At 59.2% G+C, this 11963-nt stretch carries 11 protein-coding genes and 1 pseudogene; 7 read left to right on the forward strand and 5 right to left on the reverse strand.

What is annotated here, in order from left to right; genetic code table 11:
* The first annotated feature begins 99 nt into the window (after positions 1-99).
* Genes AC1VON_RS23125 through AC1VON_RS23135 form a run of 3 tightly spaced genes read left to right on the forward strand, consistent with a single transcriptional unit; the run spans position 100 to position 4032 of the window.
* Entirely contained in the window at positions 100-1266 is a 1167-nt protein-coding gene (locus AC1VON_RS23125; RefSeq protein WP_483124970.1) for a glycosyltransferase family 1 protein, read from the forward strand.
* Positions 1259-2389, forward strand: coding sequence for a UDP-galactopyranose mutase (glf, locus tag AC1VON_RS23130; RefSeq protein ID WP_483124971.1), 1131 nt, complete (start codon positions 1259-1261; stop codon positions 2387-2389). Before AC1VON_RS23125 ends, glf begins: the two co-directional genes overlap by 8 nt.
* 2 nt (positions 2390-2391) lie before the next feature.
* A complete protein-coding gene (locus AC1VON_RS23135) occupies positions 2392-4032 on the forward strand; it encodes a glycoside hydrolase family 1 protein (protein WP_483124972.1) in 1641 nt (546 codons plus the stop codon).
* 82 nt (positions 4033-4114) lie between these two features.
* Here the strand turns inward: AC1VON_RS23135 and AC1VON_RS23140 are convergent, their stop codons facing one another.
* Positions 4115-4618, reverse strand: coding sequence for a YciE/YciF ferroxidase family protein (locus AC1VON_RS23140; protein ID WP_483124973.1), 504 nt, complete (start codon positions 4616-4618; stop codon positions 4115-4117).
* Positions 4619-4752: 134 nt separating this feature from the next.
* Entirely contained in the window at positions 4753-5472 is a 720-nt protein-coding gene (locus AC1VON_RS23145) for a Crp/Fnr family transcriptional regulator (RefSeq protein WP_483124974.1), read from the reverse strand.
* Positions 5473-5549: 77 nt separating this feature from the next.
* On the opposite strand from AC1VON_RS23145, the gene AC1VON_RS23150 reads away from it, so the two are divergent.
* The 4 genes from AC1VON_RS23150 to AC1VON_RS23165 all read left to right on the forward strand — a co-directional run bounded on the left by AC1VON_RS23150 (position 5550) and on the right by AC1VON_RS23165 (position 10467).
* Positions 5550-5891, forward strand: coding sequence for a DUF6894 family protein (locus AC1VON_RS23150; RefSeq protein ID WP_483124975.1), 342 nt, complete (start codon positions 5550-5552; stop codon positions 5889-5891).
* A 266-nt stretch (positions 5892-6157) separates the two neighbouring features.
* On the forward strand, positions 6158-6517 hold the full coding sequence (locus AC1VON_RS23155; RefSeq protein WP_483124976.1) for a DUF2934 domain-containing protein: 360 nt from the start codon (positions 6158-6160) through the stop codon (positions 6515-6517).
* A gap of 87 nt (positions 6518-6604) precedes the next feature.
* Positions 6605-8389: a thiamine pyrophosphate-requiring protein gene (locus AC1VON_RS23160; protein WP_483124977.1), complete on the forward strand. Its 1785-nt coding sequence runs from the start codon at positions 6605-6607 to the stop codon at positions 8387-8389.
* 242 nt (positions 8390-8631) lie between these two features.
* Positions 8632-10467, forward strand: a complete 1836-nt coding sequence (locus tag AC1VON_RS23165) for a PAS domain S-box protein (RefSeq protein ID WP_483124978.1) — start codon at positions 8632-8634, stop codon at positions 10465-10467.
* Between the two features lie 61 nt (positions 10468-10528).
* On the opposite strand, the gene AC1VON_RS23170 is transcribed toward AC1VON_RS23165, so the two are convergent.
* The 3 genes and pseudogenes from AC1VON_RS23170 to AC1VON_RS23180 form a co-directional block, all read right to left on the reverse strand.
* A complete protein-coding gene (locus AC1VON_RS23170; RefSeq protein WP_483124979.1) occupies positions 10529-10750 on the reverse strand; it encodes a hypothetical protein in 222 nt (73 codons plus the stop codon).
* 284 nt (positions 10751-11034) lie between these two features.
* Positions 11035-11617: pseudogene (locus AC1VON_RS23175) on the reverse strand (cysteine hydrolase family protein).
* 43 nt (positions 11618-11660) lie between these two features.
* Positions 11661-11885 carry a hypothetical protein gene (locus AC1VON_RS23180; RefSeq protein ID WP_483124980.1) on the reverse strand — a complete coding sequence of 75 codons (225 nt, stop codon included), beginning with the start codon at positions 11883-11885 and terminating at the stop codon, positions 11661-11663.
* Positions 11886-11963 lie beyond the last annotated feature (78 nt).

Genomic DNA, 11963 nt, shown 5'->3' on the forward strand with positions numbered 1-11963 from the left:
ATGTTCGGCTAAGAAAGACAAAATTCCGCGTTGCCGTGGAACCCGATCTCCGAACGGAGCTTGATCCACCATAAGCCAACTCTAATGCGGATTGTTGCAATGGATCAGACTGTATCCAACCCCTTGCTCGTGCCTTTTGATAACCCACTCTTGATATGTTTTTCCCACCTGCGGTGGGACTTTGTTTTTCAACGCCCGCAGCATTTGATGACGCGCGCCGCGGCCGACTACGCCGTTGTGTTCTTCGAGGAACCCCTCTTCGAGCCTGTTCAGATACCTCTTCTGCGCCGCAAGGCGGTTGCACCAGGGCTGGAAGTCGTGACGCCGATACTGCCGCAATGTCAGTTCGGAACTGATGTCGACAGAGCTATCACCATTCTGCTTGAGGAACTCGTCGCCGGCATCGAGCACGACCAGTTGGTGACTTGGTACTACACCCCCATGGCCCTGAAGTTTACCGAAGCGCTGCAGGAGGATGTCTGCGTCTATGATTGCATGGACGAACTTTCCGCCTTCAAAAATGCGCCTCCTGAACTCGAGCGACTGGAAGAGCAGCTCTTTGGCAAGGCCGACGTCGTGTTCACCGGTGGAATGAGCCTTTATGAGTCCAAGCGCCGGCGGCATCCCTCCGTCCACGCGTTTCCAAGCAGCATTGACACGGCACACTTCCATCAGGCCCGCCGGCCTCAGGCAGACCCTGCAGATCAGCAAAGCATAGCGCATCCCCGCATAGGCTTCTTTGGAGTGATCGACGAACGGTTCGATATCGACTTGATGGCTCGAACTGCTGCGGCGATGCCTGCGGTCCAGTTCGTCACGATAGGTCCAGTGGTCAAGATCGACCCGGCCACGCTGCCAACCGGCTCAAACATCCATTGGCTGGGCGCCAAGCGGTATGGCGAACTGCCCGGATATTTGGCCGGTTGGGACGTAGGGTGGATGCCTTTCGCCTTGAACGATGCGACGCGTTATATCAGTCCGACCAAGACCCCTGAATTCCTAGCCGGCGGACTGCCTGTGGTATCGACTGCAATCGTCGATGTGGTGCAAACCTACGGCCGTCGCGGATTGGTCGACATTGCTGATGCAGGCTCGATGCCAGCAGCCCTCGATGCCGCTCTGCGCAAGGGCTGTGAAATGGCGAAGGTCGACGCCTTCCTCTCAGGAATGTCTTGGGACACGACCTGGAGCGCAATGCACGATTTGCTCAAGCCCGCGCAGGTTTTGCGTCATCAGGGATTCAGGAGCTTGGTCAACCATGTTTGATTGGCTTGTCGTTGGCGCAGGCTTTGCCGGAAGTGTTTTGGCAGAGCGCCTAGCCAGTCAACGCGGGGAGACAGTGCTGGTCGTCGACCGTCGCAGTCACATCGGCGGCAACGCTTTCGATTGGTACGATGAAGCCGGTATTCTTGTGCATCGGTATGGACCGCACATCTTCCACACTAATGCTGAGGCCATTGTCGCCTACCTGTCCCAGTTCACGTCGTGGCGTCCCTATGAGCACCGTGTGCTGGCCAAGGTAGACGATCAGCTTTTGCCAATCCCCATCAACCTGGACACGATCAATCGCCTCTATGGCCTCGACCTGACCTCCGACCAGATGGAGCGGTTTTTGGCCGAACGCAGAGAGAGCGTGGAAGAGATCCGCACCGCCGAGGACGTGGTCGTGGGAACGGTGGGGCGGGAGCTCTACGAGAAGTTCTTCCAAGGCTACACGCGAAAACAGTGGGGGGTCGACCCCTCGCAGCTGAGCAAGTCAGTGACGGCGCGCGTGCCGACACGAACCAATCGCGACGACAGGTATTTCGCCGACAGTTTCCAGAGCATGCCGGCGGGCGGCTACACACGCATGTTTCAACGGATGCTGGCCCATCCCAATATCAAGGTGATGCTGCAAACGGACTACCGCGAGGTTCGAGAGGTGATCCCCTATCGGCGCCTCATCTATACCGGTCCAATCGATGAATTTTTCGATTTCAGGCTGGGGAAATTGCCGTACCGATCATTGCGTTTTGAGCACGTCACAATCGACACGCCACGGTTCCAGCCGGTCGCCGTCGTCAACTACCCGCAAACCGAGGCCTTCACCAGGATCACGGAATACAAGCATATGACGGGACAGCAGCATCCTCAAACCAGCCTGACCTACGAATATCCGACGGATGACGGCGATCCTTACTATCCGGTGCCCAGGGCGGAGAATGAAGTGCTTTACAAGCGATATGAGGCGCTCGCTGCTCAGCAAGCCGATGCGATTTTTGTCGGTCGGCTGGCAACCTACCGGTACTACAATATGGACCAGGTGATTGGTCAGGCACTGGCCGCGTTCAATCGCATTCAGGAGACGGGCGCACCGGAGCTATCCCTTGCCAGGGGCGCGGCGGGGTAGTCATGGTGGAAGTTTGGGGCGGCATTGAGTGCAGTGTGGTTCGTGTCGGTGGCGTGATCCGCGATCAGCTCGCCGAAACCGGTCATTCAAAACGCATCGAGGATTTAGACCTCGTCGCTTCCCTTGGTATCAAAACGCTTCGATATCCTGCGTTGTGGGAACACGTCGAGATGGTGGAGGGGCAGGATGACTGGAGCTGGCACGACGAGCGGTTTGAGCGCATGCGCGAACTCGGCATCAACCCAATTTCAGCCCTTGTCCACCATGGCGGCGGGCCGTGCTGGACGTCCATTCTCGACCCGGATTTTGCCGATCGCCTCGCGGCGTTTGCCGGTAGGCTCGCACGTCGATACCCGTGGATAAGGACTTTCACGCCGATAAACGAACCGATGACGACCGCTCGCCTCAGCGGTCTATATGGATTCTGGCACCCGCACCGCGCGGACGAGCCAAGTTGTTTCCGGCTTCTGGTTGCCCAATGTCGCGCGGTCGCCAAGGCAATGTCGGCCATCCGCAAGGTCATCCCCGATGCCCGCCTTCTGCAAACCGAGGATTTCGGAAAAATCTTTGCGACGCCAAAGCTGGCATACCAGGCTGCATACGAGAATGGCCGGCGATGGTTATCGCTGGACCTGCTTTGTGGGCATGTCGACACGCGCCATCCGTTCCATGGGCGCCTCCTCGACGCTGGTATCGATCCTGACCATTTGGCCGATTTGGAGGCCGCGCCCTGCCCTCCGGACCTTATCGGCGTTGATTATTACCTCACCAGCGACAGGTTCCTCGACCATCGCGTCGAACGGCATCATCGAGAACCCGTTGGCGGTAACGGCACAGAACCCTATGTCGATGTCGCCGCTTTCCGCGCCGGTGTGCCGGCCGGTGCACTCGGGTTCGCCTCACGCTTGCGTGAGGTGTGGCGCCGCTACGCCCTGCCGGTGGCAATCGGAGAAGTGCACAACGCCTGCACCCGCGAGGAACAGTTGCGCTGGTTCATGGAGGGATGGCAGGGTGCAGTCGAATGCGCGGCTGAGGGCATTGACGTACGTGCCGTCACGGCTTGGTCACTATTCGGCGCCGTGGACTGGAATTCCATGATGATGCGCGAGGATGGGTACTACGAATGTGGGGTGTTTGATGTAAGGGCAGACGTTCCGCGCAGAACGATTATGGCTGATGCCATTTCAGCGATGGTGAATAGGCAATCTTTCGGCCATCCCGTGCTTGCACAGACGGGCTGGTGGCGTGCGCCGCGCAAGAGGTTGGGAAAATCGCCGACAATCCGGCTCCGAGGATTTGACCGGCGGCTATCGATCCTGGGAGAATGTTGCAGCCGCCGGCGACTTCCGGCCAGGGCTGCACCCCAGCAGGCAGGATCGCCGAATGCATGGGTTGAGATGAGCATAGGGGACAGCGGAGGCGGCTTACCAGTTGTCTTGTTTGCCAGCTATTGCCCGGGCAAGACTATCTCGCTCGCGGTGTGTGACGGTATGGACTGGGTTGCCGCCTGCAACGCGTTCCTCGACATTGTGATCGACGGACTTACCGGGAGCTATGAGTTGGTTGCCGCACATCGCGACAACCAGTACCGGGTCGCCGAACGCCCGGCGCCGCATCCCGCTGCCACGGCACATCAGCGCTGATCCAGTCTGGTAATCTTGCCGGCCGGTGCTTTTGACCGAGCGCGGCGGTAAGGATCGGCGATCCGGCGCCGCGCCCCGGATTTCATGCTGCTTGGCGGTTCACACCGCTTTCGGCCAGTTCGGTCAGTTTCTGGTCCGTCGCCCGCTCTTCCTCAAGCGTCTCGGCCAATATCCTGGCAGAGTCTTCATGTCCCAATTCCTTGGCCCAGGCGATCAGCGTTCCGTAGCGGGTCATCTCGTAGTGTTCGACCGCTTGCGCCGACGCAATTAACGCGGCATCCAGCACCTGCTTGTCATCGACGTCGCCGCTCACGTCGTCGGCTTCCTCAAGAATGCCGCCGATGGCCGGGCAATCGACACCCTTCACGGCTTCGCCATGAATTTCAAACACCTGTTCGAGGCGGACGATATGCTCCCTGGTTTGTTCGAGGTGCTCTTGGAACCCAGCTTTCAGGTCGGGGTCGGTGGCCTTTTCGACCATCTTGGGCAGCGATTTTTCGATCTGCTGCTCGGCATAGTAGATGTCCTGCAATGTGTGCACGAACAGGTCATTGAGCGTTTTGATGTCCTTGGAGAAAAATCCCATGGCGTTATCCTTCATCTATTCCAGCGGCATATGACACGCAGGGCCGACAGCACGGGCGGCCGTCGGTTTAGCTCGTATCAGGGCTGCAACGTGCAATAAGTGCGACGGTTCCGTCGCTGAGTTGATGGCGGCGGTTAGCGCGGATCTCGCACCATGCTGAGGTAGGTCGGATCAAATTCCGCGATCTCCAGCAGGCGTTCCAAGTCGACGATCGTCAACAACTGATCAGCCCAGCTGATGGCGCCGAGCTTACGAAGTTCGCCCACGATGCGGTTCATATGAACGACCGACAGCCCCAACACGTCGGCGAGTTCGGCTTGCGTTATCGGCAGGCGAAAACTCATCCCGGTTGTGCGATTCACCACCTTCAGCCGGACGTAAAGTTCGCAAATCAGATGCGCCAGATGCGAAATCCTCGACCGACGTCCCATTGCAACGATCCATTCCCGATGGATCGCCCCGTCAACCAGCGTATCCAACCAGAGAAGTCGCGTGAGATGTGGCGCCGTCTCCGTGATCTTTCGCAGCCGGATATGATCGGCGAAAAGCACACGACAAGCCGACAAGGCGATAATGCCATGGTCCATGGTTTTGAGCAGGAAAGCGTGAAGGTCGACGAAATCGCCCGGTACCTGAAGCGACGTGAATTGTCGGCCGCCATCCTCCAGCACTTTGTAGCGCGCTGCCAGTCCTTCGACCAGCAGGGTGCTGTAGGTCGGGCGGGATCCGGCAGCCACCAGATCCTGGCCGATGGCGAAATCACGTCCGGTTGATATCGCCTGCGTTAGCAAAGCCCGTTCGGAATCTGACACAACATCGTGTTGTTCAAGCTGCAAAAAAAGAGGATCAAGCATCACGGGTCTCGCGGCTTAGGCGGAGATTGCCGCCTTGGCGGATCAACCCGGAAGAGCCGCAAGGCCGCCAACTCCATATGCATTCGCCGGAACAATCTGATGTATTTTTTACCGAAACGCCAGCAGTGAAGGAACCACGATTCATCGAGGAGATTTATCTGATCTCCCGGGGTGGTCTGTTAATGAACCGATATTTTTTCGATGTCTACAACAGTGACGGCCAAGTTCTCGACGATGACGGCCAATTATTCGAGTCGCGCGACCGCGCCCGAGCCGAGGCCCTGCGAATCCTGCACGACATAGCGCGCGATGAGCTGCCTGACCGCGACCTGGTCAAGCTTACAGTGAAGGTCAGGAGTGATGGCGGGGCACAGATGTTCGAAGCGTCGCTGATCCTGACATCGGGCTGGAGTGCTTAGGATCGTGGCACCAGTCGCGCCGGGATGTAGCAGCCCGACGAAGATGGCGGCGATCCGTTATTGTCAGCCAGAGCCTTGCGAGAGGCCTTGCATAATCCAGCACCCAACGCTTCTAAGGCGTAGGCTCCCAGCACCACCACACCAGTCGCGTTCTAAGTTGCTCCGAGAGTTTTCCGTGGGCCATTTTTCGCGGAAAAAATCGAGGAAAATGGAACTTCATCGCGCTGTCGCAGTTCGGTCGCTGATGGAGAAAAAGAGGCATCGTCATGAGCATAAGACCGAAAGACGGCCGACCGGGCACAACTGATCAATCTCCGCACTGGGAGGGACCCCCGGAAACAAGGCCCCGGGGCTATCTCCCAGCAAGTGACGAACCGAGAAGAAATCCGGACGCAGCAGGCGAGGTCCTTGAGGACTCTGACGGCGATCTGGGCGATGCTTTCGGCCGAGACCCGCCAGACAGGCGAACCGATCGCATTCGAACCAGAGCTTACGAAATCTGGGAACGCGAAGGCCGTCGCCACGGCTCCCATGAACAGCATTGGCACCAAGCCGCGACAGAGATTGACCGCGAAGACGCAGATAGCGGAGTGCCTGACGAGCCGAACGTTGAGCGAGATTCCTAACGCGCGGGAATCGCTCCAACTCGCAGACCTGCTTTCTGCCAGTGGTTGGCCTTTGCGTTCACAACAGCAGTTACAAGGTTCTTCCTCATGTCTCGGACCGTTGGCGATTTTCTTGTCTCACGCCTTCACGCCTGGGGCGTACGGCAGCTATTCGGCTACCCGGGTGACGGCATCAACGGCGTGTTCGGCGCGCTCAATCGGGCGGAAGGCGCAATCGAATTCATCCAGGCCCGGCATGAGGAAATGGCTGCTTTTATGGCGTCCGCTTACGCCAAGTTTTCCGGCGAACTGGGGGTGTGCATTGCGACCTCGGGTCCAGGCGCTACGCATCTTGTGACCGGGCTCTATGACGCGCGGCTTGATCACCAACCAGTTCTTGCCATTGTCGGCCAGCAGGCGCGCGCTGCCACCGGCGGGCACTACCAACAAGAGGTCGACCTCGCGTCCCTGTTCAAGGACGTCGCCGGGGATTTCGTTCATCAGGCTGCCGTCCCCGGGCAAGTGCGCCATCTCATCGATCGCGCCATTCGGATCGCGCTGGCAAACCGTACGGTGACAGCGCTGATCCTGCCAAACGACCTGCAGGAGATGGCGTATGAAGAACCTGCGCGCGCGCACGGCACGGTGCATTCCGGCATCGGCTACGCGCCGCCGTTGATCGTTCCCCAGCGTAACGATCTCGAGGCCGCGGCGAGTGTTCTCAACAACGGCAAACGTGTCGCGATTCTCGTTGGCGCTGGCGCTCTTGGCGCGACGGCGCAAGTCATTGCCGTTGCCGACCGCCTGGATGCTGGCGCCGCCAAGGCACTTCTCGGCAAAGCTGTGCTAGCGGATACCCTTCCCTGGGTCACGGGCTCCATAGGACTGCTCGGCACCGAGCCGTCTTGGGATCTGATGCGCGAGTGTGACACGTTGCTGATGATCGGGTCGGGATTTCCGTATTCGGAATTCCTTCCGAAAGAAGGCCAGGCTCGAGGCGTTCAGATCGATATCGAACCCGGCATGATGTCGCTACGCTATCCCATGGAGATCAACCTTGTCGGCGACGCCGCCGAGACGCTCGAGGCCTTGCTGCCGTTCTTGAAGCAGAAGAAGGGCAAATGGCGCAAACAGGTCGAGAAGGGTGTTATCGAGTGGTGGGAGCTCCTCGACAAGCGGGCACACGCGAAGGCCGATCCCGTCAACCCTCAACTGGTCGCATGGGAACTGTCGTCGAGGCTGCCAGACGACGTCATCCTGACCAGCGACTCAGGGTCCTGCGCCAATTGGTATGCGCGCGATATCAAGATGAGACCTGGAATGGTGGGCTCTCTTTCTGGCGGGCTTGCTTCGATGGGAGCAGCCGTTCCCTACGCGATCGCCGCGAAATTCGCCCATCCAGATCGGCCGGTGGTCGGCCTAGTTGGCGATGGCGCGATGCAGATGAACAACATGGCGGAGTTGATCACCGTGGCGAAATACTGGAAGGGCTGGGAGGACGGCAGGTTCGTCATATGCGTCTACAACAACCAGGACCTCAATCAGGTGACGTGGGAACAGCGGGTGATGGAAGGTGATCCGAAATTTGATGCCTCACAGAACATCCCCGACGTACCATATCATCGGTTCGCCGAACTGATCGGTCTCAAGGGGCTGTTCGTCGATCGCCCTGAAAACCTTGCGGCTGCGTGGGACGAGGCACTCGCGTCGGACAGCCCGGTTGTGCTGGAGGTCAAGACAGATCCCGAAGTGCCGCCGCTGCCGCCACATCTTACATTCGCGCAAGTCAAAAACCTGACATCCTCCCTGGCGAAGGGCGACCCGAATGAAGCCGGCGTCATCCGGGGGACAGTCAATCAGATGCTCAGTTCGATCTTGCCGGGTAAAGACTAGAGTTCGATCAATCCCCGTTTTGGCACGAGGTGCAGCGTCCGGTTTGCCTCGGGGAGGCCGCTTTCTCCCAGCCATATTGTCAACACGACCGATCGCGGGTTGCGAGGAATCGCTCCACCAGTTCTGTGACGCTTCAGACCAGCGGGAGGGCAATGGTCAAGTAACGGGCGCCTAGTATCAGGAGCCCTGCTCTGCGACAATTGTACTATGTGAACGGGGCCGATTCTGGAACGAACGGCCACGTGCTGCGTTTCGATGTGTTTTGCTACATCGGGGATCCCGGAATGAATGAACTACCAAAGGCGGCCGTTGTTGCCTTCAACAACCCGGGAATGTCCTCAAAGGATAGCCGCCATTTCGATTTTCAAGACTTTTTCGAAAATGGTGCCATTGCTCTCCATCTGGTGAGCGCAGATGGTGTCATCCTTCATGCCAACAAGGCTGAACTCGAGCTCCTCGGCTATTCCGCAGAGGACTATGTCGGCCGCCACATCGCCGACTTCTACCCCGACCGGCATGTCATCGAGGACATTCTGGAACGCCTTTCCCGCGGCGAGAAGATCACGCGATATCCCGCGCGTTTGAAGGCCTGTGACGGTTCGATCAAGCATGTCGAAATCACGTCGAGCGGCCACTTCAGCGACGGCAAGCTGGTTAACACCCGGTGCTTCACTGTCGATGTAACCGACCTTGAGCATACCCGCTCCGAGCTCAGGCAGCAGGACAGTACCTATCACCAGATCCTCGACGGCCTTCCGGTCGCCATCTATACGACCGACCAACATGGCACCATCACCTATTACAATCGCGCGGCCGCTGACCTGGCAGGGCGTGAGCCCTGCATCGGCAAAGACAAATGGTGCGTCACGTTCAAGCTGTTCAACGCCGACGGCAAGGAACTACCACATGACGAGTGCCCGATGGCGATCGCGCTCAAGGAAAACCGGCCAGTCCGCAATCGGCAGGCCGTGGCGCAGCGTCCGGACGGATCCTTTTTTCCATTCCTGCCCTACCCCACGCCGCTGCAGGATGAGCACGGCACCCTCATTGGTGCGGTCAATATGCTGCTCGACCTGACGGACCGCCAGCGTGCGGAAGAAGCCAGGCAGCATCTGTCGGCGATTGTGGAATCATCGTTTGATGCAATCGTCAGCAAGGACCTCAACACCATCATCAGGAGCTGGAACCAGGGCGCCGAACGGCTGTTCGGCTACACCGCCGACGAAGCAATCGGCCAGTCGGTGACGATGCTGATCCCCGATGACCACCAGGACGAAGAACCCCGAATTCTCGAACGCATTCGCCGTGGCGAACGCGTCGAACCCTTCGAGACGATCCGCCAGCGAAAGGATGGCACCCTTGTTCCGGTCTCGCTGACGATTTCGCCCGTGCGCAACGCAACGGGGCAGATCGTCGGGGCATCGAAAATTGCACGGGACATCACGTCCGTAAAGGAGAATGAATACCGCATTCGCATGCTGATGCGCGAGGTCAACCACCGGGTGAAAAACCAGTACTCCGTCATCCTGTCGATGATCCGGGAGACCAACAACCGAGCGGAAACGCCCAAGCAGTTTGAATCGCAGGTCCGCGAGCGCATCATGGCGCTGTCCCGCTCCCACGACCTGCTAGTGTCGGCGGACTGGAAGGGTGCCACCATCAACGAACTCCTGGCGGCCCAGGCCCAGCCTTTCCCACGGGGTGACGCTATCAATATGTCGGGCCCATCCTTGGTCCTCAGTCCCAATGCGGTGCAGTATCTCGGCATCGCCTTCCACGAACTGGCAACCAACTCGGCCAAATATGGAGTGCTCTCGGGCGACAACGGTCGGATTTCGGTTAGATGGAGCGTTACCGGTTCGGGAGGATCGCGGCTCTTTCATCTTTCGTGGGCCGAGACCGACGGGCCCGAAGTCCAGAATATCGGACAGGGCGGCTTTGGAACCGTGGTCCTGAAACGGGTGGCGCCGGCGGCGGTTGGAGGGCAGGGAAATCTACAGCATGGGCCGCATGGGGTCACCTGGAGCCTGGAAGCCCCGTTGGCCGCCGTTGAGGCGTCCGTTGCCAATGGTGGCTAGCGGTCAGCGTTTTCAGCCACGGCCGCCTTTGCATTGATGTGCAGCCGCCCTGTCCGGGCGGTCATTCAGCAATTCGCTTGATACGACCTTTGTCGAGGCGAAAAACCCCGGTGTTGCCGCCCTGCCGTTCAAAGTCGGTCAGCAGGTCATCCCACGTCCCGAGGAATTCGCCGCAGTCGTCGCAGAAAATCCTCGTATCGGGCTGCGCATCAGCCGGTATCCTCAGCCGGATGGTCAGGCAGTGGGGACACTCCAGATGATGATTGAGGTATTGGGTGGTCATGGCGGAGAGTTATTTTACGCCGCAATTGCCCTTATTCAAGAGGGCTTGTGACCGTCGTCAGTCAAGCGTCACCCGGCACAATCTCCTTAAAAACTTTGCGCTGGGAAGCGAATTCGCGCTAACGGTGCAGGCGTGAGATCGTGCTGTTGGTGAGTTGGGAGTGGCCATTCGCGTCATCTTGCAGGAAGCCACCCGGCTCGGCCTTATGCGGCACGTTCCAAATTTGTTGTTCGTCCGAAGGGCTCCTTCGAGACCCCTCAACGTTGCGCCGATGGGACCCTCCGTCAGCCAGATTGACCAGCGCGCCACGCCGCCAGCAGTTGGTCCGTGTCTGCGGTCTCGATGTGCTGGCCGTACCGGTTGCTGAAGATGTCGATCATGGCATCATGTGCCTCGTCCGAGGCGCTGCACAGCGCGTCCTCGACTACGATCGTACGCAGACCGTAGTCGGCGGCCCCCAGGACGGTCGACAACACACATGTCCGTTTCGCCGCCAGTCACAATCACGGTGTCACACCCATGGGCGCCCAGCCGTGCCCGAAGGTCCGAACCGAGCCAGGGCGAATACACCGGCTTGTCGATGACCGGTACCGGTGGCGCAAAGGGTTGAAGCTCAGGCACCAGTTCGATCTGCCCCGGAGCGAGGTGCTCAAGGGTCATGTTTGCCCAACGCTCGTAGTACCGCCGCCAGGTCCCTTGTCCCTCCCCCCGGCCGCCGGGCCGGGATGAACCGGGTGAACATGACCTGTGACGGATGGGCACGGCACAGCGCGACGATCTTCGGGAGCACGCGCTCCATCCACGGCAACGCCCAAGGCGACCCCTCGCGGAACATCCCCTGCATGTCGACGCAGATGTGGACGGCATTTCCGATGGGATCAGGACGAAGTGTCGGGCCAGCCGCCATGGTCTATGTCACCTGACTATCGAACACGACGCCAAGCCCGTGCGCAACGGCACTGGCCGCGATCATGTCATCGAGGGCCTTTCCCGTGACCGGGCACTCTCCCAGCACCGTCTTGATCGCCTTGCCGGCCTGTCCGACCGAGACGACATCATGCCGCTTTTTCCTGACTTCGACATACTGCTCGATCAGCATGTTCAGGCGCCGATATGTTTGGGTATGTGCATCCATGTGTTCCTCCCATTCCAGTCGAGGCCGGCCTGCTGAACGAAGGCGCTGGCCAAGGCCTCGGTGGCGGATTAATCTGCG

Source organism: Mesorhizobium sp. HAY1-8B, from assembly GCF_056868045.1.

Coding starts and splice junctions, on each gene's coding strand:
- AC1VON_RS23125 (WP_483124970.1), top strand. CDS start 100: ATGGATCAGACTGTATCCAACCCCTTGCTCGTGCCTTTTGATAACCCA.
- glf (WP_483124971.1), top strand. CDS start 1,259: ATGTTTGATTGGCTTGTCGTTGGCGCAGGCTTTGCCGGAAGTGTTTTG.
- AC1VON_RS23135 (WP_483124972.1), top strand. CDS start 2,392: ATGGTGGAAGTTTGGGGCGGCATTGAGTGCAGTGTGGTTCGTGTCGGT.
- AC1VON_RS23140 (WP_483124973.1), bottom strand. CDS start 4,618: ATGGGATTTTTCTCCAAGGACATCAAAACGCTCAATGACCTGTTCGTG.
- AC1VON_RS23145 (WP_483124974.1), bottom strand. CDS start 5,472: ATGCTTGATCCTCTTTTTTTGCAGCTTGAACAACACGATGTTGTGTCA.
- AC1VON_RS23150 (WP_483124975.1), top strand. CDS start 5,550: ATGCATTCGCCGGAACAATCTGATGTATTTTTTACCGAAACGCCAGCA.
- AC1VON_RS23155 (WP_483124976.1), top strand. CDS start 6,158: ATGAGCATAAGACCGAAAGACGGCCGACCGGGCACAACTGATCAATCT.
- AC1VON_RS23160 (WP_483124977.1), top strand. CDS start 6,605: ATGTCTCGGACCGTTGGCGATTTTCTTGTCTCACGCCTTCACGCCTGG.
- AC1VON_RS23170 (WP_483124979.1), bottom strand. CDS start 10,750: ATGACCACCCAATACCTCAATCATCATCTGGAGTGTCCCCACTGCCTG.
- AC1VON_RS23180 (WP_483124980.1), bottom strand. CDS start 11,885: ATGGATGCACATACCCAAACATATCGGCGCCTGAACATGCTGATCGAG.